General features: G+C 35.5%; 22 protein-coding genes and 5 tRNA genes. 9 read left to right on the top strand and 18 right to left on the bottom strand.

Annotated features, from left to right (window positions below; translation table 11 throughout):
* Positions 1–2: 2 nt before the first annotated feature.
* The 6 genes from CLU97_RS11715 to CLU97_RS11690 all read right to left on the bottom strand — a co-directional run bounded on the left by CLU97_RS11715 (position 3) and on the right by CLU97_RS11690 (position 4,482).
* Positions 3–575 carry a hypothetical protein gene (locus tag CLU97_RS11715; RefSeq protein ID WP_121489722.1) on the bottom strand — a complete coding sequence of 191 codons (573 nt, stop codon included), beginning with the start codon at positions 573–575 and terminating at the stop codon, positions 3–5.
* 542 nt (positions 576–1,117) lie between these two features.
* Positions 1,118–1,477, bottom strand: a complete 360-nt coding sequence (locus tag CLU97_RS11710) for a DUF4180 domain-containing protein (protein ID WP_121488083.1) — start codon at positions 1,475–1,477, stop codon at positions 1,118–1,120.
* 21 nt (positions 1,478–1,498) lie between these two features.
* Complete coding sequence (gene prmC, locus CLU97_RS11705) at positions 1,499–2,347, bottom strand: peptide chain release factor N(5)-glutamine methyltransferase (RefSeq protein WP_121488082.1); 849 nt, start codon at positions 2,345–2,347, stop codon at positions 1,499–1,501.
* Positions 2,348–3,106, bottom strand: a complete 759-nt coding sequence (gene yaaA, locus CLU97_RS11700) for a peroxide stress protein YaaA (RefSeq protein WP_121488081.1) — start codon at positions 3,104–3,106, stop codon at positions 2,348–2,350.
* 4 nt (positions 3,107–3,110) lie between these two features.
* Positions 3,111–3,812, bottom strand: coding sequence for a CPBP family intramembrane glutamic endopeptidase (locus CLU97_RS11695; RefSeq protein ID WP_121488080.1), 702 nt, complete (start codon positions 3,810–3,812; stop codon positions 3,111–3,113).
* A gap of 58 nt (positions 3,813–3,870) precedes the next feature.
* The gene (locus tag CLU97_RS11690) at positions 3,871–4,482 is read right to left on the bottom strand and encodes an L-threonylcarbamoyladenylate synthase (protein ID WP_121488079.1); all 612 of its coding nucleotides are present in this window, start codon (positions 4,480–4,482) and stop codon (positions 3,871–3,873) included.
* Positions 4,483–4,583: 101 nt separating this feature from the next.
* Between CLU97_RS11690 and CLU97_RS11685 the strand changes: the two genes are divergently transcribed.
* The 5 genes from CLU97_RS11685 (at position 4,584) to CLU97_RS11665 (ending at position 5,100) form a co-directional block, all read left to right on the top strand.
* A tRNA-Met gene (locus tag CLU97_RS11685) sits at positions 4,584–4,656 on the top strand.
* 38 nt (positions 4,657–4,694) lie between these two features.
* Positions 4,695–4,767, top strand: a tRNA-Met gene (locus CLU97_RS11680).
* Between the two features lie 38 nt (positions 4,768–4,805).
* Positions 4,806–4,878, top strand: a tRNA-Met gene (locus CLU97_RS11675).
* Positions 4,879–4,916: 38 nt separating this feature from the next.
* Positions 4,917–4,989 (top strand) — tRNA-Met (locus CLU97_RS11670).
* 38 nt (positions 4,990–5,027) lie between these two features.
* A tRNA-Met gene (locus tag CLU97_RS11665) sits at positions 5,028–5,100 on the top strand.
* Between the two features lie 249 nt (positions 5,101–5,349).
* Here CLU97_RS11665 and CLU97_RS11660 read toward each other — a convergent pair.
* Both CLU97_RS11660 and CLU97_RS11655 read right to left on the bottom strand, forming a co-directional pair.
* Positions 5,350–5,607, bottom strand: coding sequence for an Ada metal-binding domain-containing protein (locus tag CLU97_RS11660; RefSeq protein WP_121488078.1), 258 nt, complete (start codon positions 5,605–5,607; stop codon positions 5,350–5,352).
* Positions 5,608–5,640: 33 nt separating this feature from the next.
* On the bottom strand, positions 5,641–6,354 hold the full coding sequence (locus CLU97_RS11655; RefSeq protein ID WP_121488077.1) for a 2OG-Fe(II) oxygenase: 714 nt from the start codon (positions 6,352–6,354) through the stop codon (positions 5,641–5,643).
* A 181-nt stretch (positions 6,355–6,535) separates the two neighbouring features.
* Between CLU97_RS11655 and CLU97_RS11650 the strand changes: the two genes are divergently transcribed.
* Positions 6,536–6,988: a GNAT family N-acetyltransferase gene (locus tag CLU97_RS11650; RefSeq protein ID WP_121488076.1), complete on the top strand. Its 453-nt coding sequence runs from the start codon at positions 6,536–6,538 to the stop codon at positions 6,986–6,988.
* A gap of 337 nt (positions 6,989–7,325) precedes the next feature.
* On the opposite strand, the gene CLU97_RS11645 is transcribed toward CLU97_RS11650, so the two are convergent.
* The 8 genes from CLU97_RS11645 to CLU97_RS11610 all read right to left on the bottom strand — a co-directional run bounded on the left by CLU97_RS11645 (position 7,326) and on the right by CLU97_RS11610 (position 13,930).
* Entirely contained in the window at positions 7,326–7,907 is a 582-nt protein-coding gene (locus tag CLU97_RS11645; protein WP_121488075.1) for a hypothetical protein, read from the bottom strand.
* A gap of 325 nt (positions 7,908–8,232) precedes the next feature.
* Complete coding sequence (locus CLU97_RS11640) at positions 8,233–8,799, bottom strand: glutathione peroxidase (RefSeq protein WP_121488074.1); 567 nt, start codon at positions 8,797–8,799, stop codon at positions 8,233–8,235.
* A 35-nt stretch (positions 8,800–8,834) separates the two neighbouring features.
* Positions 8,835–9,506, bottom strand: a complete 672-nt coding sequence (locus CLU97_RS11635) for a Crp/Fnr family transcriptional regulator (protein ID WP_121488073.1) — start codon at positions 9,504–9,506, stop codon at positions 8,835–8,837.
* A 148-nt stretch (positions 9,507–9,654) separates the two neighbouring features.
* Positions 9,655–10,416, bottom strand: coding sequence for a LytR/AlgR family response regulator transcription factor (locus tag CLU97_RS11630; RefSeq protein ID WP_121488072.1), 762 nt, complete (start codon positions 10,414–10,416; stop codon positions 9,655–9,657).
* Positions 10,391–11,323: a sensor histidine kinase gene (locus CLU97_RS11625; RefSeq protein ID WP_228437661.1), complete on the bottom strand. Its 933-nt coding sequence runs from the start codon at positions 11,321–11,323 to the stop codon at positions 10,391–10,393. Before CLU97_RS11625 ends, CLU97_RS11630 begins: the two co-directional genes overlap by 26 nt.
* A 224-nt stretch (positions 11,324–11,547) precedes the next feature.
* A complete protein-coding gene (locus tag CLU97_RS11620; protein WP_121488070.1) occupies positions 11,548–12,441 on the bottom strand; it encodes a hypothetical protein in 894 nt (297 codons plus the stop codon).
* A gap of 55 nt (positions 12,442–12,496) precedes the next feature.
* A complete protein-coding gene (locus tag CLU97_RS11615) occupies positions 12,497–12,970 on the bottom strand; it encodes a hypothetical protein (RefSeq protein WP_121488069.1) in 474 nt (157 codons plus the stop codon).
* 3 nt (positions 12,971–12,973) lie between these two features.
* A complete protein-coding gene (locus CLU97_RS11610) occupies positions 12,974–13,930 on the bottom strand; it encodes a heme-binding domain-containing protein (protein ID WP_121488068.1) in 957 nt (318 codons plus the stop codon).
* 458 nt (positions 13,931–14,388) lie between these two features.
* On the opposite strand from CLU97_RS11610, the gene CLU97_RS11605 reads away from it, so the two are divergent.
* From CLU97_RS11605 to CLU97_RS11595, 3 genes are all read left to right on the top strand, one after another.
* Positions 14,389–14,754, top strand: a complete 366-nt coding sequence (locus tag CLU97_RS11605) for a BlaI/MecI/CopY family transcriptional regulator (RefSeq protein WP_121488067.1) — start codon at positions 14,389–14,391, stop codon at positions 14,752–14,754.
* Between the two features lie 5 nt (positions 14,755–14,759).
* The gene (locus CLU97_RS11600) at positions 14,760–16,661 is read left to right on the top strand and encodes a M56 family metallopeptidase (protein ID WP_121488066.1); all 1,902 of its coding nucleotides are present in this window, start codon (positions 14,760–14,762) and stop codon (positions 16,659–16,661) included.
* Between the two features lie 63 nt (positions 16,662–16,724).
* Complete coding sequence (locus CLU97_RS11595) at positions 16,725–17,615, top strand: GLPGLI family protein (protein ID WP_121488065.1); 891 nt, start codon at positions 16,725–16,727, stop codon at positions 17,613–17,615.
* Positions 17,616–17,804: 189 nt separating this feature from the next.
* Here CLU97_RS11595 and CLU97_RS11590 read toward each other — a convergent pair whose 3' ends face one another.
* Both CLU97_RS11590 and CLU97_RS11585 read right to left on the bottom strand, forming a co-directional pair.
* Positions 17,805–19,214 carry a beta strand repeat-containing protein gene (locus CLU97_RS11590; RefSeq protein ID WP_147436473.1) on the bottom strand — a complete coding sequence of 470 codons (1,410 nt, stop codon included), beginning with the start codon at positions 19,212–19,214 and terminating at the stop codon, positions 17,805–17,807.
* A 603-nt stretch (positions 19,215–19,817) separates the two neighbouring features.
* A complete protein-coding gene (locus tag CLU97_RS11585) occupies positions 19,818–20,810 on the bottom strand; it encodes a serine hydrolase domain-containing protein (protein WP_121488063.1) in 993 nt (330 codons plus the stop codon).
* Between the last annotated feature and the right edge of the window lie 62 nt (positions 20,811–20,872).

The raw sequence follows: 20,872 nt of genomic DNA, 5'->3' as shown, positions 1-20,872 counted from the left end.
AATTATTTGACAACAAAAACAATATTAATAAAAGAACAGTCTGTAGCAGCTGCTTTTACATCATACTTCATGAGACCATCATCAGTTATCGTTATATTACTGAATACATTAGGATCAGCATCTGTTACATAATAATAGATGTCTTTGCTGGACGGGAAAAAAGGAATAGATGCAGGGGCACTGGTGCTCTTTGCTCTTGGAGACCCGAACTGAGTTTTATATAGTGTATATAAGTCTTTGGTTCTACCCGTTGCGGTAGTGGAAGTATCGAAAGAAACACTTGGCATGTAAAACATTTTTACAGCATTGTTGCTGATGCACAACCAATCTGGGCTGGCTGGCGTTCCTACATTCTGGCTAAGGCATTTTTTATCAGTATCATAGATAAGAAGTGAGCTGGCCGGATTAACTATGGCATTTCTTTGTGCTGTAGTAAGTCTTGGCATCAGCATCCCTTTACTTTGGCTATAAATATCGAGAGCTGCACTCGTGTCTGGGTTGGATGTGTTAATCCCAATTTGTGCATATGATAATGAACTTACTAAAACGATTGGTAGAAATAATTTTTTAATCATGATGTTCTTAATAATTTTTGTATCTGTATGTTTTTTTTGTTTTTTTGCAAGCATTTTTTCAGCCAGATTTTTTCTAAATAAGGAATAAGTATCATAAACAGTTCATTTAAATAATGAATTGTTTTCATAGAATATAGTACGTAGAAACTTTTGGGTTCCTAAAAGCCAATAACAGATATAGCATTATGCCTCATAGTGGACAGTTCTATGCCTTATCTGAAATAATCGAAAAAGTAAATTGAATTATTTAGCTGTATAAGCCCTTAAATAAGTAAGATTCATATTCCCTCGTGTTTTTTGCAAATGTACAAAGAAATATCCAAAAATTGAAATTCATAGAATTAATTCTATGAATTTTTATTAATAATTAATATATTTTGGTTTAAAATTTTATATATTTCACAAGTTAATGAGATTATTTTTAATATATAAATTTTTGTATTATGTTGAGAAATGTTTAAAAAATAGATTTTATGGGGGTGTTAATATTAGGAAATGAAGGAAAATTTCAATTTTTTCACTATAAAGAATTGTAAAAGAGCTTATTCTGAAAAATTTTCCAATGCATTTTTCAGTCGTTCCACAAAATTAATGTGTTTTGTTTTATTACTTTCAAAAATAAAATCTTTCATACTTTTACTTTCATATTTACTGAAATCCCCTACAATGGCCAACCCGATACGGTAGTTGGAAAATTTCTGCAAAATCTCTCCCGCAATTTTTGTTTTTAAATCGAAGAATTCTGGAGTAATATTTTTTTCGTACAGAATAACTTTATCAAATCCCTGATAATAAATATTTCCCATAAGATCAAGCCCGTCCTGAGCAGATCGGATGATGATGTCATCGGAAATAATTTCCGCAATTTTTATAGAATTGATTTCGTGAGATTGGATTAGCATGGTGTTTAGTGGTTATTTAATTTATTTCCTGCCAAAAATAAACCTGTCATTTTCGGATAAATCCTTCAATAATTGGGCGTTAGAAAAATATTGATAGAGTTCCAGCGTTTTGGGACCCAATTTCTGGTTGATTTCTAAGAACAAAAGCCCGTCTTTATTCAAATGTTTTTTAGCATCTTCTGCAATTTTCCTGTAAAAGATCAACGCATCGGAAGTCGGGGAGAAAAGCGCCATTTTAGGTTCAAATTCCTTCACAGAATCAGCAATTTCAATCTCTTCTTCAATTCCGATATAAGGCGGATTTGAAATAATAATATCATAGCTTTCAATCGGCTCAAAATGAAGATAATCGTCATGAATGAAATGTATATTCAACTGATGGAAGTCTGCATTTTTTTTAGCTGTTTCCAGTGCTTTTTCAGAAAAATCTATGGACGAAACTTTCGCTTCCGGAAAATGTTTTTTTAAAACCAAAGGTATCACACCACTTCCGGTTCCTATATCCAAAATCTTTAAACTTTGAATCTTAAACTTTGAATGTTGAATTTCCCGAATGGCAATTTCCAGCAATTCTTCTGTTTCAGGACGGGGAATTAGTACATTTTCATCCACAAAGAATTTCATACCGTAAAATTCAGTTTCCCCAAGAATCTGCTGATAAGGTCTTCCCGTTTTAAGTTCAGAAATTAACTCAGAAAGCTTTTTTTCGTCATCAATCAGAAGTTCCTGCTCAGAAAACCGTCTTTGCTGAAAATGATCAAAACCTACAATCTGATGAATGAAAAGTGACGATAAAAATGCACTTTCCGACTCAGTATAAAGGCCGGAAAGTTCTGTTTTGAAATATTGTTTAAATGCTGAGATTGTCATTTATCTTGTAAAAACCAGTTTTGTATCTGTAGATTTCTCTTCATCAATTCTGTACCCTTCATAGTTGAATGCCTTTACATCTTCCAGCGTTTTGGCATTGGTTTCCGCACAGAATCGTACTACAAGTCCTCTTGCATGCTTGGTGTAGACTACAATAGTTTTCAGTTTTCCATCTTTTAATTCGTAGAAATCGAAATCAATTACTTTGTGATTAAGTTTCTTTCTGTCGATGACTTTCCCATATTCGTTGCTGGCAAGGTGAAGCAGGATTTCTCCTTTTTTCATTTCAGAATTCAGTTGTTCCGTGATTTTTTCTCTCCAGAATTCATATAGGTTTTTGTATTCTTCAAACTGAAAAGGACGTCCCATTTCCAATCTGTAAAGCATTACTTTATCCGAAGGCTTCAGCAGACCATACAATCCGGAAAGCATTCTGTAATTCTTCTGCAGATAATCTACAGCGTTTTTATCCAGCGTCTTGGCATCCAGTCCTCTGTAAACTTCTCCAGCAAATGCAAACATGGCCGGAGCTGATTCTTTTGCCGTAGGTTTAGATTTCCACTTCTGATTTCTTTCCCAGTTTTCATCGGCCAGCTTAGGGGATATTTCCATCAGCTCGGAAAGATATTTTGGTGATTTTTCTTTTAAATACGATTGTATCAATGCTGCTTCTTCAATGAATTTCGGGGTAGAAGATTTCAACAGATCTGTTGAGTTTTCTACATTCATTAATTTGGCAGGTGATGTTATAATTTTCATAATGTTACAATAAAGATAAGTGTTTAATATTCATAAAATTCATAGCCATCAGAGAGATAAAATCAATCATAAAATGACAGATGATCAGGATTTTAATATTTGAATAGCGTTTATAAAATACAGCAAATACAACTCCAATAAAGAAAGGGATAACAACCTGACCTATGGTTCCGTAAGTACTGTGCAAAATTCCGAATAAAACTGCAGAAAAAATTATGCCTAAAGTGGGACTATTGTATAGTTTTTCAATCCTGGGCTGTACATACCCCCGCATCAGAAGTTCTTCAACTGCTCCAGCTGTAAAGCATGTAAAAATAAGTAAAAAATAATTGTTTTTAAAAATAGAAGTAAGGTCGAAAAGCTTGTCACTGATCTTTTCCTGAACCAGAAAATGGATGATTACATTCAACAGCGCTCCGCCGATACTACAGATAAGATAAAGACAGATAACCGCCTTTATATAGAATAATAGGGAATATCTAATATCTTTTTTTAATAGAAAAGATCCTTTTTCGATGATAAAACTGTAGAGAAATACAATGAAAAAGATCCCCCAAATTATACATCTGGTAAGGAGAAAATTAGTTTCCGTAATGCCTCTTACACCCGTTATCATGGTAACAGCAGGGAAAGCATAAAGCATTGCGCCAGCCAAAATAACAAAAGTGAGTAAAATTCCTATAGAATACTTCCCATTAATCCCCATAATCTAATCTGTCAATCGTAAACCTTGGATTTTAAGCCTTAAACCTTGAATTTTTAAACTAGATAGTCCCTTTTCCCTGACGGATAATCTCCGGTTCTCCTGAAGTAAGGTCTACAATAGTGGAAGCCACATTATCTCCATATCCGGAATCAATCACAATATCTACTAAGTGATCATATTTTTCTGCAATTAACTCAGGATCAGTAGAGTATTCAATGATTTCATCATCATCTTTAATGGATGTGGAAGCAATAGGATGTCCCAGTTTTTCTACAATAAGCTGTGGAATCGGGTGGTCAGGAACACGGATACCAATTGTTTTATGACCTTTATAGGCTAAAGGTAAGCTTTTATTCGCTTCAAGAATAAAAGTAAACGGTCCGGGAAGATGACTTTTCAGAAATCTGAAAACTGAGGTGTCGATAGGTCTTGTAAAATCAGAAAGGTGGCTCAGATCATTACAGATAATTGAGAATTTAGACTTCTCCAGCTTCATTTTTTTGAGCTGTGCCAGCTTTTCCATGGCCTTTATGTCAAAAATATTGCAGCCTAACGCATAAATCGTATCCGAAGGATAGATAATCAGCCCGCCATTATTTAGGGTTTTAATAACCTCATTCACAAGATTTTCCTGTGGGTTGTCTGGGTAAATTTTTAATATTTTTGCCATAAAACAAAGATACAAATAATAAAATAGTTTTCATAAAAGTCCTTTATTTAAAAGAAAAATTAGGATTTGTAAAAAATATTCGTACCTTTGCAATCCAATATCGCGGGATGGAGCAGTAGGTAGCTCGTCGGGCTCATAACCCGAAGGTCATCGGTTCGAGTCCGGTTCCCGCTACTAAGCAAGTGTTTTCGGTAAGCACTCTAAAAATACACCGCGGGATGGAGCAGTAGGTAGCTCGTCGGGCTCATAACCCGAAGGTCATCGGTTCGAGTCCGGTTCCCGCTACTAAGTAAGTGCTTTCGGTAGGCACTCTAAAAATACACCGCGGGATGGAGCAGTAGGTAGCTCGTCGGGCTCATAACCCGAAGGTCATCGGTTCGAGTCCGGTTCCCGCTACTAAGTAAGTGCTTTCGGTAGGCACTCTAAAAATACACCGCGGGATGGAGCAGTAGGTAGCTCGTCGGGCTCATAACCCGAAGGTCATCGGTTCGAGTCCGGTTCCCGCTACTAAGCAAGTGCTTTCGGTAAGCACTCTAAAAATACACCGCGGGATGGAGCAGTAGGTAGCTCGTCGGGCTCATAACCCGAAGGTCATCGGTTCGAGTCCGGTTCCCGCTACTAAACGAGAGAAGCAATATGATATTGCTTCTCTTTTTTATTTATGAGCCATTCATTGCGAACAAAGTGAAACAACCTCAGGCTGGAATAACACTAAGACACACGTTTTTATGACTTAATTTATATGGTGGATTAAAAAGAAATCAGATAATGAAAGTATATGGCATGCGTTAGCTTAGAAAGAATCAATGAAGTTGATTCCGTCTTTGCTTCCTTAAAAATTTGATCTAAGTTATTAAACCTTTGAGTTTAACTAATATAAATATTCATTTCTTCCTTCCATTTTTTATAAGCTTCCCTCATGCAATGTCCACAAGGCCGGAACTTATTTTCCAGTGCTTCTTTTTCATCCATGAAGAAAACCCTGTTTTCCTTTTTCATTCTTTTACCTGATCCACAGCTCAATAATCCATAGATTTTTAATTTTTTATTTCCCCCAAAGACAATTTCTTTGCTGTGAATTTTACTTCTCAGATCTTCACCTGATATTTGAGTATGCCGGATCATTGTAATGTATAATGTATGGTTGTTGATACATAGCTAACTTATTGCATCATGGAAGATAATTCCTAAAGCATATCGGCTGCCTTCTTTTACCTCACTTATTCCGTGTTTCATATTCACTCTGTAATATCCTTTAGTTCCTTTTTCAGGCTTAAATTGAGTGGTAAAAATAAGTGCATCTCCTTTTTTAGGTTTTAAAACAATAGCTTTCGACTGTGCTCTGGGAATCTGCTGGGTAAGAACAAATTCTCCTCCTGTAAAATCATGATCGGGCTCACTGAGCATTAGCACCATTTGAATAGGAAAGTACATATCTCCATATAAATCCTGATGCAAAGTATTAAATCCTCCTTCTGCATATTTCAAAATTAAGACTGTAGCTTTTTGCTGCCCGTTAACATGACATTGTTCAAGAAAGTCCTGATGATTCAATGGAAATTGAATGTCAATATGTAAAGCGTTGAACCATGAATTAGCTATAGGAGCCAGATGAGGATATATGTTGGTTCGTAAGGTCTGAATGATTTCAGGCAATGGATAATTAAAATATTTATATTCTCCCAATCCAAAACGATATCTGGCCATGACTACTGCTTTTCTATAGAGAGCGGAATGTTCGTAGTTGGATTTTAATTGTTCACATTCATTATCTGATAACAGATTAGGAATTACAGCATATCCGTTTTTATGCATTGTTTCCGTAACGTGTTGCCAGTCTGTATTTTCTATTTTTTGAATACTGTCTTTCATTGGATTGATTTTATATTGCAAAATTCTGAAGTTGTTCATCATAATAAAATCCGAAACATGCGGAATTCATCTTTTATGGATAAGAATTAAAAGTATTGGACTATCTGTATAATACTAATCTGGATCTCAAAACCAGTCCTGTTTAGGCCTACTTTTGCCGTGTTAATTAAAATACATAACTATGAATTACAGTATTAAAAAAGCAAGTCTTGAAGATCTTGATGAAGCGGCAGAATTATTTAACCTTTACCGTGTTTTTTACAGACAGGAATCAGATGTTGAAAAAGGAAAAGCTTTTCTCAAAGAACGGTTTTTAAACAGCGAATCAGATATTTTTCTTGTGGTGACGGATGACAAAGTAGTAGGATTTGTACAGCTTTATAAGCTCTTTCACTATACCAAATTACAAAAGCAATGGCTGTTAAGCGATTTGTTTGTTCATCCCGGCTACAGAGGAAAAGGGATTTCGGTAGCATTAATAGATCGCAGTAAGCAATGGTGTGAAGAAACAGGAGCATGCGGACTGATGCTGGAAACAGAGAAAACGAATGATATCGGAAATACATTATATCCACGCTGTGGATTTGAGTATGACGGACTGCACAATTACTACTATTGGTGGAGCCAGATATAATTGCCCAGGATAAGAGTTGGAAGATGAAAGATGGATGTTTCTTTTTTTGAAAGTAGTATTAGTTCTACAATTCTGAACGTTTAATTCTACAGGGATTTCCATCTTGCAGAAGTGTATAGCCCTATTTTTGTAAAGCTCTTACAGATCATGGGTAGGACAGTTGATCTGTAGAGTGTATGCAAAAAAATCTCTGTCTAATTTTCTACTTTTTCCCCAAGGGTTTTATGATTAGTACCACAAAACTGCTTTTTCCGACAGAGATTTTTTGCTTTTAAATGAAAAAAGAGAACCGCAAACTGCAGTTCTCTTTTTTTTATCTTTTAATCTGATTCAGTTATTATTGAGCCAGTTGAGCATAAGGCGTAAGCTTGTTGTCATCAGACATTGTTTGTCCTAAAAAGTCTCTTTTCTGATCAGCTTTCATTCTTCCTGCAGCCTCATTGGCATTCAGGTAAGCTTCCCCTAGTTTTGTAGCGATATCAGCAGGCTTAAATTCGAATTTTGTATCTCCTTCAACACCCAGATACCCGTTCTTTCTGGTAAGGTTGGTAATATAATTGTTGTAGTTAATCATTGTACCTCTGAACATGTTGTTATGATATTCCATACATTTCTTAGCTTTTTTGGAAGAATTGTTCAGGATACAGTTTTTCATATTGTTTCTGTATAAATACCATTCAGATTCTAAAATGCCATATTGTTTACCTACTGCTATTTTTCCGTTGTTCACAATATTATTATCCCCCTCCTTGGTAGAAATCGTCTGAAGATGCTGAATTACCAATGGAACGGTAGCTTCTATTTTTGATTTCGTATCTTTTAATATGCTAAGATCGGCAGCAGGAGAACCCTTCTTTTGTGCTGTAGTAACATTGAAAATAAGCAGTAATAGTACAATCAATAAATTATATCTTTTCATGAGAAATTTTTAAAGCACTAAAATAAATATAATTTCCCGGTTAAAACAAATACATTTTAATATTTATTTAATAAATTTTAACAAATTTATAATGTAAAGTATTCATTGTTGTAAAAATGATGCGTTCAGGGTCTTTATTGAAGTGATTTTTGTAATTGGAAAGTGTTAATAAAACTCAATTGATCTGTTTGAATTGCTTTTCTTTGGAAAAAATGTTATTCAGTATTTTAATAAAGGGAGCTTAAAAATGTAATGGTAAATAATAAGATCAAATGAATAAAAAAACACTGCTATCATATTCATAGCAGTGTTTTTTTAGAATTACTTATTTAAAATAATGAGTGATTTTTTCACTTTCAGGAACCACTTTAGAATCAAAATACTCTAATAATTTTCCTTCGGGGCTGATCAGGAATTTGTTGAAATTCCAGCTTATTTTCGCATCCATTACTCCGTTTTGGGATTTGTGGGTAAGAAAATCAAATACAGGAGTAATTTTTGAGCCTTTTACATCTACAGCAGTGGTAAGAGGAAAGGTTACACCATAATTCTTTTCGCAGAAAGATTTGATTTCCACATTATCATGAAACTCCTGATCTGCAAAATTGTCAGATGGGAAACCCACAACAACCAGTTTATCACCGTAATCTTTGTAAAGCTGCTCCAATCCTTTGTATTGAGGCGTATACCCGCACTTGGAGGCAGTGTTTACAATAAGGATGTATTTCCCTTTGTAATCAGAAAAATCAATTTTTCCGCCGTCTATGGATTCAATCTTAAAATCATAAATTGATTTTGCAGGTTTCGGACCTGTAGAATCGTCTGATTTAATAAATGATGAAAGGCTTACAATCCCAATAAGCACCATTCCGATAAAAAGTATTTTTTTCATTTAAAAAAGATTTTACTATTAATTTATATGTTGAATTATTTATTTAATGGAATAAGCATTTGATCTGCTGTTCCTATTTTACCTTCTTCATCTTTAAAGATCTTTCCTTCATTTTCAATCTTTTTAAGCACTCTGCTCACCACTTCTCTTGAGGTTCCCAGGCTTCCTGCTATTTCTCTATGCTTGATTTTTACAGTTTGATTTCCCGCTAAAATCACTTTTCGTTTAATATAGTTCAGAACCCTGGTATCCAGATGATGGAACATGGCTTCATTAATCATATCCATTACCGCTGAAAATCTTCTTTCATATTCATGAAAAAATATTTTGTTAATGGCGGGAAATGCTGTCAGCCACCTGCTCATAACTGTCAGCGGAACCAAAAGTACCTCGGAATCTTCTTCCGTCATGGCATATACCTTACTGATATTATTATTAAAAATTGACGAAAAAGTCATCAGACAGTTTTCTTCATTACCAATATAATAGTATACAAGTTCGCGGCCATCATTGAGAGAATAGACTTTAATGGCGCCTTTTATTAAAAACAAAACATATTTGACGCGGTCACCTTCGCGTATAATTTCCTTTCGTGCCTCTATTTTTTCGTAGATGCCATGGGTCTTTAGCTCTTCCAGAAAATCCTCGCCAAGAAAACCAAATTTACGGCGAATAAATCCGTCTGCAATATTATTTTTTTGATCCATATTCAATTGTTCCTATTTTCAGTAGTTGCTGAGTTTTATTTTTCTATTTCTGATTTCCGGAAACTACTTCTGGTAAGGCAAAATAGTAGCTTTCTCCAATGATAACCGGAGATTTATTTGTTGTATATTTCGTTTTTTAATTGATCATTTACCGTTCTTCAAGCCATTGAAGAAAGCGGGAAGCCTTGTCTTTGGTAACCAGTGGTTTTTCCGGAGTTGTAATTTTTAGGCTGACAAGAAGTTTTCGGGAGAAATAATGTTCCACTTCTACAATTGCAGTGAAGTTGATCAGATATTGTCTATTAATTCTAAAAAACTGAGATCCCGAAACCAGCTGCCCAATCTCATCCAATGACTGCGGAATAGAATATTCTTTCTGATCGAAGGTAACGAGTACTGTGCTTCCAAACTGGCTGTAAAAGCAGGCAATTCTGTCGACAGGAATATTATTGTATTTATGGTTGGAAAAGACCAGAAAATTAGTTTTTCCTCTTCCGGTTGTCAGATTATTCAGGATATCTTCAAGCTTTCTGTCGGGGGAGTTCTGAAAGAAGTTTTTAAGGTTGTTGATTTTTTCAAAAGCCGACTGAATATCTTTTTTCTCAAAAGGTTTTAAAATATAATCTACTCCGTTACTTTTAAAGGCTTCAACAGCATATTCATCAAAGGCCGTACAGAAAATGACAGGAACATTTATTTTGACCTGGCTGAATATCTCAAAACAGTTTCCGTCTGCCAGCTGAATATCCATAAATATCACATCAGGAATCTCAGCGCCGGAAAGATATTCAACAGCCATAGCAACACTTTCAATATACTGTACTATGGTAGATTCCGGTTGTACCGCAACAATCATCCGCCCCAATGCCTTGGCGGTTTTTATCTCATCTTCTATTACTAAAACTTTCATCTACTATGGGTAATTTGACGGTGAAATTTTGCTCATTTTGCAGTATGGCCGGCTCTTTTTCAGCAAAGTGCTTATAACGTTCTCTGATGTTTTCAATACCTATCCCGGCAGATTCCTGTGGAATATTCTTGGGTTGGAAATTGTTTTCAATAATAATATATTCATGATCACTGTATAATTTGATGATTAAAGGATTAGCCAATGATACAATATTATGTTTTATACAGTTTTCACACAATAGCTGCAGCGTAAATGGAGGAATATAAGAATTTAAGAGCTCTTCAGGAATATCTATTTTAAATTCTATACCATCTTCAAATCTTGAGGTCAGAAGAAAAACATAGGCATCCAGTATTGTAAGTTCCTTTTTTAAGGGAATAAGATCCATTTTTCTGTTGTCTAAAGTAAAACGGTAGAAATCTGCCAGCCTCACCACAAAATCCCCGGAATTTTCATCTTTTATATCAATCATAGATTTCAGCGTATTGAGACTGTTGAACAAAAAATGAGGATTAATCTGCTGTTTCAGCAGTTCGTATTGTGCATTGAGATTGTCTGTTCTGATTTGTTCAAGTTCAAATTTAATCTGCTGAGAATTATAAGTCTGATACAAAAGATACAGGAACATATAAATCGTGAGATTGATCAGTATTCCACGGAATTCATACATCAGTACCATAGTATTAAACCCATATTTCGGAAACAGAATATGATGAATAAGAACCAGGGCAGCCATCACTACCACTCCAATTGATAAGCTGATTGCCAGTTTTTTATTAAAAAATCTTGTAGATATATTCTGAATAGAAAACTTCGGCAGACTGTAAATATTAAAATACCATACAAACAGCGAGAATAAAAAGGAGATGGAAAAATCTATTGTGAGCTCTCCCAATGTAATATGCATACGGAGTATTTTTGGCACTGAAGCCAGAATCCCCATAAAAAGAGCGCTAAAGAGAATGATTCTCGGATCAATCCTGAATACCTTTCTTCCGTTGGTGTTTATATATTTTGCATAGATCATAAATAAAAATCAGGCAGTTAAGCAATAACAAAGATACAAAAGCTAAATAACGGTACGGCAGCACGACCGCTATTTAGCATTTAGATTTCTATAAAAACACAAAATTAAGGCATAGCTGCTGCCATATTTTTCACAGGTACAGGCCAGATCCCGCCCGGAGCAGGAAATGAAACCCCTTTATTAGATCCCATCACCATATTATCCTGACCAAAACGGTAAAGCGGCCATCCTTTATACGTAAGCTGTTTTCTTCCAAATACGGTAATAGACCCGAAAAGTGCTTTATCTAATCCGGAAGGAACTACAATTTTATCCGTTTCATAAATTGGCCACACTCCATTATTTGAGAAGTCAGAAGCAGTGAAATTATTCTTATTTTGCTTATCATTCTTAAAGGTGTACAGGGTTACTCCTTTCGCATCTGTAAAATACAATGTCTTTCCTGTACCTTCCGTATAAGTGGAAGTGTAGTTTTTTCCGTCATGTCCTACAAATTGTGCATTAGTAAGCATAATGGTGTAATCAGGTTTTGCTACAAACCATACACCTCCGATATTTTCTCCACCGGTTTTCCCCGCATCTTCTTTTACGTTGGTTCCGTTCACTAAAGGTGCATAGTAATAAAGAGGTCTTCCTTTGTAAGTAACCTGCTTTTTCCCCGAACCTGTTGTTATCGTAGTAAAATCCGAAAGCTCTAATCCTGAGCCCAGTTTTTCCGCAGAAAGGTTGTCTACATTGAAGACAGGCCATACCGGTTCGCATCCGCCGGTACAATTGTTGGTAGCGGTGGCATCGTTTGCAAAATAATAAAGAGTATGCCCCTCTTTATCGGTCAGAACACTGCCAAGGCTGGCATCATTTCTCAATTGTACTTCTTTAACGGCAGGATCAGATGACTCGTCCTGATTATCCTTTGAACAGGCAACAGAAGTGAAAAGCAGTAATGCAGCTGAAATACATCCTGTGACCAGGCTTGAACTGAATGTAAATTTTTCCATTTTTAATAGTTTTAATGAATATTATTTTTTAATGTTTTGATTTCAAATTTCTTTGCTAAGGCATTATTGAAGGCTTCATACCCAGAATTGTACGGATTCTGTCTGTTCCGTCTGCATTAACTTTTTTAAGTTCTTTTCCTTCATATTTTTGATACACAATACCTGAATTTTGCGAGAATGGCTGCCGGCTTTTAATAATTTCTACTGACAATAAATTATCGGGAATTTTGGCTCCGTACCAGTAGGGATCTTCCTTCTGTGACCAGGTAACCAGTGCCAATATTTTTTCTTGACTTTCTACCTTTCCAGCACTATTCTTGAAATCATCAATTGCTGAATCAGTTCCGTAAAGCGTCATCATGGTCTGTTTTTTATGGTTGATTGAAGAGGTTACCACCTTTAAGTTCATGGCATTAAAATCAAAGCTTTCAGGAAGGGAAGCGTTTTGATTCACAGGCTCGTATTGTTTTTTGGAATTGCAGCTCACAACAAATACGCATATTATTAAATAAACAATCAGATTCTTCATAGCTTAATGGTTAATAGGAGAGGTAAATACAAAGTCATTGTCTTTCATAGGGCGGTGGCAGCTGATGCATTCGTTGGCAAAGTCTGCTGTTTTTCCATAGGGTTCCAGTTTAGGAGATAAAAATCTTGCCCATCCCCATCCTTTTGTAGAGGCGAATTTTTTAGAATCCTTAATCATATATTCCACTTGCTTGAAGGCTCCGGTAGTGACATTTCCGTCACTGTCAATAATTTGGTCCCAGGCTACTTTTGCCAATATGGTTCCGTCTGGCCATGGGTTGGTTTTATGTTCTTTTGCCGCCTTTACAGCAATATCATTCCCGAATATGATACGCATTGTCCCATTATCAAATCTCTCTGTAGAACTTATCGGCTTCCAGTTTTTATAATCAGGAATATAGCTGATTCCGTTCAGCGCAGTGGGAAACAATGATTTAGATGTTTCTGTATAAGTTGTATTAAGTTGCTTAAGTTGTTTGTTATAAGCAGAAACCTTTGCTGTATCCATTTTTTGTTTAGGGGCAAGAGAAGTCACATAATTTTTCAGAATGCGGATATCATTTTCAGAAAGTTTAGCTTCAGGATGCAGTAATTCATAGCTTTTTAGAGGCATTGCTTTCAGATTAATCTGGTTAAAAGCTTCCCAAAGTTTTGCATTTTGTGCTGGGGGAGCCAGTTTATCCCATTCAGAGAAATTCAGTCCCTCTTTTCCTTTTTTAATATGATCTGCTACCAGCCAGTATGCCGGAGCAATCTGATCAAACCACTTCAGATCGGTCTGATTAGAATGGCAGTCGAAACATGATCGCTGCAGTATTGCCCTTACATCACTGGGAACATGAATCTCACCAGTTATAGGCTTTTGCACAATTTCAGGTCTGTAAAACTGGATTCCAATAAAAACTGCAAGCACAAGAATCAGGATATTTTTTGTATTAAGTTTTTTCAAAAAACGATTCATATCTCTTTGTTTTTATTCAAATTTCAGGAGTTTTTGATGTATGTTTTTCTAAAAATTTGATCAATAGGACAAATTTTACTTTGAATCTGACATTTGTGATTATGAATTTTTTTAGTCTTTTTTCTTTGATCCGCATTTATCCTTCAAGGTTCTAAACATTGACAAGAATTTTTTCAGATTGATTAAAGACCAAAAATAAGTAGGTACTTTTAGTGCAAAATAATAACCCCAGTGAATGATTTTATGTAAAATAGACACTCAATAATTCCATTCATTAAAAATTTAATAAATTTTAACTATTTTTATGTTGTTGATTATCAATACATTGTGTTTTTAAACGTTTTATCACTAAAAAAATAGTTGTTTGATTCATTTTTATTTCTACATTTGTATAACTAATTTATTAGTGATATGAATTGGATGATTGTATATCACTTTAATTGATAAATGAACAGGATATGAAAATTCAGACTCTAACAAAAGCAGAAGAACAGGTAATGCAGTATTTGTGGAAATTAGAAAAAGGCTTCCTAAAGGATGTGCTTGATCTTTTCCCGGAACCTAAACCACATACCAATACAGTTTCTACCATTTTAAAAGTATTGAAGGATAAAGAATTTGTAGACTATCTTGTACACGGAAGACAGCATGAGTATTTTCCGCTGGTTTCAAAAGAACAGTACTCCGGGAAAACCATGAAGAGCCTTGTGAAAAACTATTTTAAAGGTTCTTATAAAAGTGCCGTTTCATTTCTGGTAGAAAAAAATGAAATGACGGTAGAAGATCTTGAGATGCTATTGGATGAACTCAAAAAGAAAGACTAAGACCTATGGAAGCAATACTTTTATACTTTGGGAAAGTTATTTTATGTTCGGGTGTAACATTTTTGTACTACCAGTTGTCTTTAAAGGACAAGACATTCCATCATTATAACAGATTTTATCTGTTGGCCGCCATTGTGATCTCACTTTTGCTGCCACTCATCAGAGTAGACGATTTTACGATAGAGGTAAATAATGATATGTATATGCTTCTTGATAAGATTCAGAATTTTAACACAGAAAAAAACATAGACAATGGTAACCTTTATTTTAACATTATTTTTTCAGCTCTGGGACTGGTTTCTTTCTATTTTTTAGGAAAGCTGCTGTATGGGGTTTTCAAAATCCAGCAGTTTAAAAACCAATTTCAGAAAGAAAGTTTTGACGGGATCAACTTTTACCGTACAGACCTTACCGAAGCTCCATTTTCCTACTTTAAAAACCTGTTCTGGAAGAATACAATCACCCTGCATTCTGATATCGGAAAACAGATTTTAAAGCATGAAATGGTACATATTGAACAGAAACACTCTTTTGATAAAATCTTTATCGAGATTATTACCTCTATTTTCTGGTTCAACCCGTTTTTTCATCTCATTAAAAGAGAAATTAATTTAATCCACGAATATCTGGCTGATAAAAAAGCCGTAAAACAATCGGACACCAAAGCATTTGCGCAGATGCTTTTAGCAAGCCACTTTTCCGGAACACAGTTGCCTGTTACCAGTCCGTTTCTAAGTTCAAACCTTAAAAAAAGACTTAAGATGTTACAAAAACCAAAAACCAAATTCGGATATGCGCGAAGAATTTTTGCATTGCCGGTAGTATTCTCTATAGCTTTTGCTTATCTGGTAAATGCTAAAAATAGAGAAATTGAAGAAACCAATCTTTCTATAACAAAAGCAGTTTCAGAAATCAAGAAAGATACAATAAGACCTGAAAAATCTGGTCAGGAAAAAATTGCAGAGCTGAAAACCGTATCACCTGAAGACCATACAAAAATTGCAGGTCTTGAAAAGAAGATAAAAGAAAAAGAGAAAGAGCTGAAAGGTTTGGATCCTGAAAGTGATCTTTTCAGTGATAAAATAGAAGAAATAAGCAATCTGGCATCAGAAATAGGAGAGATTGCCTCAAAAGTTGAAGTTGATCAGTATTTCAATTCTGCAGAATGGAAAAATCAGATGAAGGAGCTCGAAAATATGGAACCTCTTAGCAAAAAAGAGCTTCGTAAAATAGAAAGAGCAGCAAAAAAAGCGGGAAAAGAAGCCGCAAAAGTAGCAAAGCAGTTTGTTCCTCCGACACCTCCAACGCCGCCAACACCTCCTTCTGAGCCTAAAGGATATAAAGTTTATTTTAAAAATAATAATACAGTTTATTATAAAGATCTCAGCTCCAAAGAAAAAGAGGAGGTTCGAAAAGCCATGGCAGAAGCTAAAAAAGCTATGGCCGAAGCAACCAAAGCCAGAACAGAGGGAGACAAGGCACGAATGGAAGGTGACAGAGCCAGAGCTGAAGGAGAGAGAATAAGAGTAGAAGGTGAAAGAATCAGGATTGATGGGGACAAAATCCGAAGAGACGTTGAAAAAGCCCGTGCAGAAGCCGAAAAAAGATCAGCCAGCTTCAGAGATGGTACCTTTATTAAAGTAACCAGCGGTTCACCTGGAGTTATCGTAATGAATGCAGATTTTATCAAAAAAGACGGTAACGGAAACATTGCAATGAATGGGGTGAAGAAGTTTAAAATATCCGGTACTGATGACGTAAATTATAAATATTACATTGACGGAAGAGAAGTTTCTCAGAATGATGTGAACTCATTAGATACAAAGAATATCTCGAGAGTAAATGTCAATACTCAGAAGAATGGAGATCTTAAGCAAGGGGAAGTGAGAATCGAGACAAAGAAATAAAGTTTTATCAGGCTTTGCCAATCTGAAATTGACAAAGCCTTTTTAATACCATTTAAAATAACTATGGGAAAAAAATATTTGATTTTATTAGCATTTTTAGGAGTGTTTGCCAACGCACAGGTTAACAGATTCTTTTACGATTATAAATACATCTCTGATTCTACCAATAAAGCAGATGTGAAAAGTGATGTTATGTTTCTGGACATTGATAAAAACGGATCAAAATATTATAGCCGTGAAAAGTTTGTAGCAGATTCAACAACAAAAGCTGATATTGCCAAGCAGATGAAGGGAGGATTTGGAGGCAGTATTAATATCAAAAGAAACATAAAGCCCGGTACAATTTCCTCAACGGTTATAAAAAAGTATCCGGATTACAGTGTTTCATTCTCAGAAAACATTGGAAATACCAGTTATAAAATGCCGGAAGATCAAAAGCCTGAATGGAAAATTCTTCCCGAAAAGCAGAAAATAGGGGAGTATAATACCCAGAAAGCAACCATCAATTATGGAGGAAGAAGTTGGATAGCGTGGTTTTCTACAGATATTCCTTTCCAGGATGGTCCTTATAAATTCTATGGATTGCCAGGGCTTATTGTTAAAATTGAGGATAAAACAGGCTCTCATATAATGACCCTGATCGGTAACAAGAAAACAGAAGCTGCTTCACAGGAAGATATTCAGATACCCGGCCTTACTACCATAGGTTTTGGAGGTAAAGAAATAGAGATAAGCAAAAAGCAGTTTAAAAAAGCATGGAAAGATTATCTGCTGGATCCTACAAAGGATATGAAGCAGACCATGAGTACTCTTCCTGCGGGAGCTGTAGTGCAAATGAAAAATCAGGATGGAAAAAGTATTGATGTAAATGAAATGTATCGAAACATTGAAAAAAGAGCAAAAGAAGATCAATTAAAAAACAACAATAAAATAGAACCGGATCTGTTCAAGTAAAATTATATATTTTCTAATATCAGCGGGATGGCAAGAGTGTCATCCTGTTTTGTTTTTTACATCAGAAAAATGATTCATTTTTCATCCGGAAACAATATGTTTTTTTGCCAGTTTTTATGTTTCTTATTGAAGAAAGGCTCGGATTATAAAATCCAAGCCTTAATTAATTATTTGGTAAGAGTGGCCTTTTTAATTGGCTCTTCCGATCACTACCCAGTTTGTGCCGTCACTTTGTAGTGTAATTCCCCTGTTTCCGACAGTATTATCCAATACCCAGCTGCTGCTGGTACTTCCCAGGTAGGAGATGTTTCCTGTAATGGTAATTGCGGAAGAAGTTCCTAAATAAATATGATAGATACGCCCTTTAGAGTCCGAAGCCGTAGGCAGCCCAATTCCTCCCGTAACGATAACGGTATTGTTCGTTGCATCCAATATCCCCGATGATTTTGTGGTAATGGAGGCTCCAAATGAACCTGAAACCTGTAATGTGCTGGCAGGTGAAGAATTACCAATCCCAATATAGCCTTCAGGCGTTGTAATACTACCTGACAGCCCCGTGCCAAAAATCATATTTCCGATATTCATTTGATTAGAAGCGTTTGCGGATACAAAATCGGTGGCGTTGCCAATCGCAATATTATTATTTCCTGTAGTAAGGTTGCCTCCGGCTAAATTTCCTATAGCTGTATTTCGACTGCCAGTTGTGTTACTGAAGAGAGCCTGTGAACCGATCCCGGAATTATTAGATCCTGTGTTATTGCTTTGTAGAGCCTGGTACCCGCTTGCTGTATTATTATTTCCGGAATTATTTCCCTGCAATGCCTGATATCCACTGGCATTATTAAAGTTTCCGGACACATTGCTCTGCATGGTCTGATATCCATTGGCGGTATTAGACATTCCTATGGTGTTACTTTGCAGCGTTTGCAATCCATTAGCTGTATTGTTGGAACCAATGGTGTTGCTTTGTAATGCCTGAACTCCACTGGCTGTATTATTGATACCCTGTGTATTGGTTCTGAGAGAAGACTCTCCAATAGAAGTATTGGATGATCCTGAAGTATTACTGAACAGGCTGAATGAGCCAATAGACGTATTGGAACCCCCTGTTGCAGTTGAATTAAAAGAATTAACCCCTAATGCTGTATTGGCAATACTCAATAATCCGGCTTGGGTATTATTTCTCTTAAAAAGTAGATCTGTATTATCTGTAGTTCCTAAAAAATTAATTCCCGCTGTTGTATTTGAATTTCCATAAAGTGACCAGCTGGCTGTTTTTCCGGAAGTCCCGTTTGATGCTACCCACTGAGTTCCATCGAAGTAGAAATACCCTGTAGAAGTTACATTTTTAGTTTGACCCTGTGGTGCAGAATCAACATCTGTAACGTATACTAAAGCTCCAGTCTGGGTTCCTGTGTAAGTTTTGGCACGTAGCTCATCTCCAGTCAGTCTGGGAGCAATGATCCCGTCTAAAGTGGTAGTTACACCAGGAGTTCCTACTACATCTAATGTTGCTTGTGGAGTAAGGGTATTAATACCCACCTGACCTTCAATGGCAATACTTAAAAGTACCGCAAGAGGTAATAATTTTTTTTTCATCTTAAAGTTATTTGTAATTTTATAATTAGAATATGGTATAAATGGCATTGTTCCAGAGATAGACCTCAGGATTAGTGAAAAATGGCATACGGTAAGTTACTGTTTGCCTGCTCTTTATACTCTATATGATAATTTGTTGATGTTAGTGAATTTCATATTTGGTGTTTTTTAGGGAACGTATTTTTAAATCAAATAGCCTAAAACTAGCCTGTTTGAAATATTTATATTAAAATTTGTGTTTTTCAATTTGTAAAATGCTTAAGCAAAGAAATGTCTTTTTTGTGCAAAAACGAATATAATGCATGTCGATATTTTTCGATAGGACGATCCGGAGATCATGGGTGTGATTTAAAAAATAAATGAAAAAAAAGCCCCTTAATTCTGATTGAATGTAAATGAGGGATGCCTCATTAATTTTATGCTATATGATATAAAATTTGCAAAATTTTTGTGAAAACGCAAATTTTGAATAATTTGAAGTGGATATTCAATTTTTTACTTTCACAGACTTTACAGGATTACCATGAAAATAGATCTGCGAGATGAATATTATCCAGAGGATAGTAGAGCCATCTCCTATAAATAATAGGATACTGAAATGTCCTATTTCAAAATCTTATCCCAAAGGTCCCTGTGGAACTTTATCATATTGCTGTAGACACTCGGATTTTCTCCCATCCTGATAATGATAAGATTCTTGCTGGGAATTATATCCAGAATTTGTCCGTTTTTTCCCAGTGCACAAAACATATCCTTAGGAGCATCAGGAACCAGCGATTGGCGGAAAGACTGTTCAAATCCGGGAACTCTTATACTGCCTTTCCCATTAAGCCACCATAAATAACCGTAAGAAGGATTGACTTCCTGAGAAGTGTCTGTCATCTGCTGAAAATAACTATCATATAGATAATATGCTTTATCATTCAGTTTTCCTTTATTCAAAACCAGCTTTCCGAATTGCAGAAAACTCTTTGCGCTGCTGGAAAATACAAGACCGTTTTCATAAGGAATCCATTTTCCGGAAATACCGGAACCTGAAAGCTTTTCAGAAGTATACTGGTCAATGCTTTTATGGCTTGCTTTTTCAATGACTTTGGCCAGCTGAGAATAGGCTGAGGTATCATAATACCAGAAGCTCCCTGCCGGATTTTTCATAGCAAAACAGTTTCCGTAATTGCAGGTTTGATCTTGAGAATAATCAAGTCCGGAAGTCATGGTCAGAAGATTTTTGATAGTAATTTTATCTTCAGAATTTTTATCCATTCCAGTCCATTTTCCCAGATACTTTGAGACAGAATCATTGATGTTTAATAAATTCTCCTGTTGGGCAATTCCGATAAGAACAGCTGTCAGTGATTTCCCTGCAGAAGCCCAATACCAATTGGAGTTTTCATCAAAAGGCTCTTTGTCTATAATCTTAGTTCCAAAATATTTTTCATTAATTATTCTTCCATTCTGAAAAATGATAAAAGCCCGGCTCTTGTTTTCAAGATTAAATTGATTAAGCTGCTCCAGTTTTTCTTTTAAAAAAGTAATGTTTTGAGATAACCCGAAAACAAAAGAAAATAATGCCAATAGAAGAATAATTTTTTTCATGGCTCTTTTTTGTTTTGATTCGGATCCTGGGGATTAGTTAAATCTGAAAACAATTCCATATT

This window comes from Chryseobacterium sp. 7 (assembly GCF_003663845.1).
GTDB lineage: Bacteria > Bacteroidota > Bacteroidia > Flavobacteriales > Weeksellaceae > Chryseobacterium.
This window is presented reverse-complemented; position numbering and strand designations above follow the sequence as displayed.

Excerpts from the sequence above, each read along its gene's own strand:
- CLU97_RS11715 (WP_121489722.1), bottom strand. The coding sequence starts at position 575 with ATGATTAAAAAATTATTTCTACCAATCGTTTTAGTAAGTTCATTATCA.
- CLU97_RS11710 (WP_121488083.1), bottom strand. The coding sequence starts at position 1,477 with ATGCTAATCCAATCTCACGAAATCAATTCTATAAAAATTGCGGAAATT.
- prmC (WP_121488082.1), bottom strand. The coding sequence starts at position 2,347 with ATGACAATCTCAGCATTTAAACAATATTTCAAAACAGAACTTTCCGGC.
- yaaA (WP_121488081.1), bottom strand. The coding sequence starts at position 3,106 with ATGAAAATTATAACATCACCTGCCAAATTAATGAATGTAGAAAACTCA.
- CLU97_RS11695 (WP_121488080.1), bottom strand. The coding sequence starts at position 3,812 with ATGGGGATTAATGGGAAGTATTCTATAGGAATTTTACTCACTTTTGTT.
- CLU97_RS11690 (WP_121488079.1), bottom strand. The coding sequence starts at position 4,482 with ATGGCAAAAATATTAAAAATTTACCCAGACAACCCACAGGAAAATCTT.
- CLU97_RS11660 (WP_121488078.1), bottom strand. The coding sequence starts at position 5,607 with ATGATCCGGCATACTCAAATATCAGGTGAAGATCTGAGAAGTAAAATT.
- CLU97_RS11655 (WP_121488077.1), bottom strand. The coding sequence starts at position 6,354 with ATGAAAGACAGTATTCAAAAAATAGAAAATACAGACTGGCAACACGTT.
- CLU97_RS11650 (WP_121488076.1), top strand. The coding sequence starts at position 6,536 with ATGAATTACAGTATTAAAAAAGCAAGTCTTGAAGATCTTGATGAAGCG.
- CLU97_RS11645 (WP_121488075.1), bottom strand. The coding sequence starts at position 7,907 with ATGAAAAGATATAATTTATTGATTGTACTATTACTGCTTATTTTCAAT.
- CLU97_RS11640 (WP_121488074.1), bottom strand. The coding sequence starts at position 8,799 with ATGAAAAAAATACTTTTTATCGGAATGGTGCTTATTGGGATTGTAAGC.
- CLU97_RS11635 (WP_121488073.1), bottom strand. The coding sequence starts at position 9,506 with ATGGATCAAAAAAATAATATTGCAGACGGATTTATTCGCCGTAAATTT.
- CLU97_RS11630 (WP_121488072.1), bottom strand. The coding sequence starts at position 10,416 with ATGAAAGTTTTAGTAATAGAAGATGAGATAAAAACCGCCAAGGCATTG.
- CLU97_RS11625 (WP_228437661.1), bottom strand. The coding sequence starts at position 11,323 with ATGCATATTACATTGGGAGAGCTCACAATAGATTTTTCCATCTCCTTT.
- CLU97_RS11620 (WP_121488070.1), bottom strand. The coding sequence starts at position 12,441 with ATGGAAAAATTTACATTCAGTTCAAGCCTGGTCACAGGATGTATTTCA.
- CLU97_RS11615 (WP_121488069.1), bottom strand. The coding sequence starts at position 12,970 with ATGAAGAATCTGATTGTTTATTTAATAATATGCGTATTTGTTGTGAGC.
- CLU97_RS11610 (WP_121488068.1), bottom strand. The coding sequence starts at position 13,930 with ATGAATCGTTTTTTGAAAAAACTTAATACAAAAAATATCCTGATTCTT.
- CLU97_RS11605 (WP_121488067.1), top strand. The coding sequence starts at position 14,389 with ATGAAAATTCAGACTCTAACAAAAGCAGAAGAACAGGTAATGCAGTAT.
- CLU97_RS11600 (WP_121488066.1), top strand. The coding sequence starts at position 14,760 with ATGGAAGCAATACTTTTATACTTTGGGAAAGTTATTTTATGTTCGGGT.
- CLU97_RS11595 (WP_121488065.1), top strand. The coding sequence starts at position 16,725 with ATGGGAAAAAAATATTTGATTTTATTAGCATTTTTAGGAGTGTTTGCC.
- CLU97_RS11590 (WP_147436473.1), bottom strand. The coding sequence starts at position 19,214 with ATGAAAAAAAAATTATTACCTCTTGCGGTACTTTTAAGTATTGCCATT.
- CLU97_RS11585 (WP_121488063.1), bottom strand. The coding sequence starts at position 20,810 with ATGAAAAAAATTATTCTTCTATTGGCATTATTTTCTTTTGTTTTCGGG.